At 48.9% G+C, this 524-nt stretch carries 1 protein-coding gene; it reads right to left on the minus strand.

Annotation, left to right across the window (positions count from 1 at the left end):
- On the minus strand, positions 1 to 524 hold a 524-nt coding region (gene vscK, locus R8N49_RS30245; protein ID WP_318190833.1), incomplete at both ends, for a SctK family type III secretion system sorting platform protein VscK.

A 524-nucleotide genomic window follows, 5' to 3' on the forward strand; every position in this document is an offset into this window, starting at 1 on the left:
TGATTGATCGAGCTTGAACTGCCAACGGAGCAAAATATCGTGAGAAGAGCTCGCTAAGATGAACTTCATCCATGCGTAGCCCTGTTTGAGCATGTGACGTTCAACTTCGTCTTCTTTCATCATTTCTGGTAGCGCTTTTTGCCAACCTTTCGGCCATTGTGACAACAACATCGGCCCTTGCTGAATAAGAAAACGGGCGACATCCAAACCAAACACGTTGTTCAAACACTGCTTGGGCTTTTTAAGTACCACTTGGCGCATCGCAAAACTGTGCAACGCCCCGCCAATGGTGAGCATTAACGTACTGAGCGCATCAGGAGGAAGCAGAGCCAAGCTATGGTGTGGCTTGTTAAAAGCCGTTTCTGGAACAGGCGCAAGCGCCCACTCTTCTAAACACCAAAGGTTGAAGTTTGGGTTATCTCGCCAGCCATCCAGATTAAGAAGCCAAGGCTGCTTTGGCACGATCCAGTTTTGCTCTAGGTACTGGCATGGGCAGTAGTTGAACTGATGCAGTACCTGAGCCA

The sequence above is a fragment of the Vibrio sp. 1978 genome (assembly GCF_033344345.1).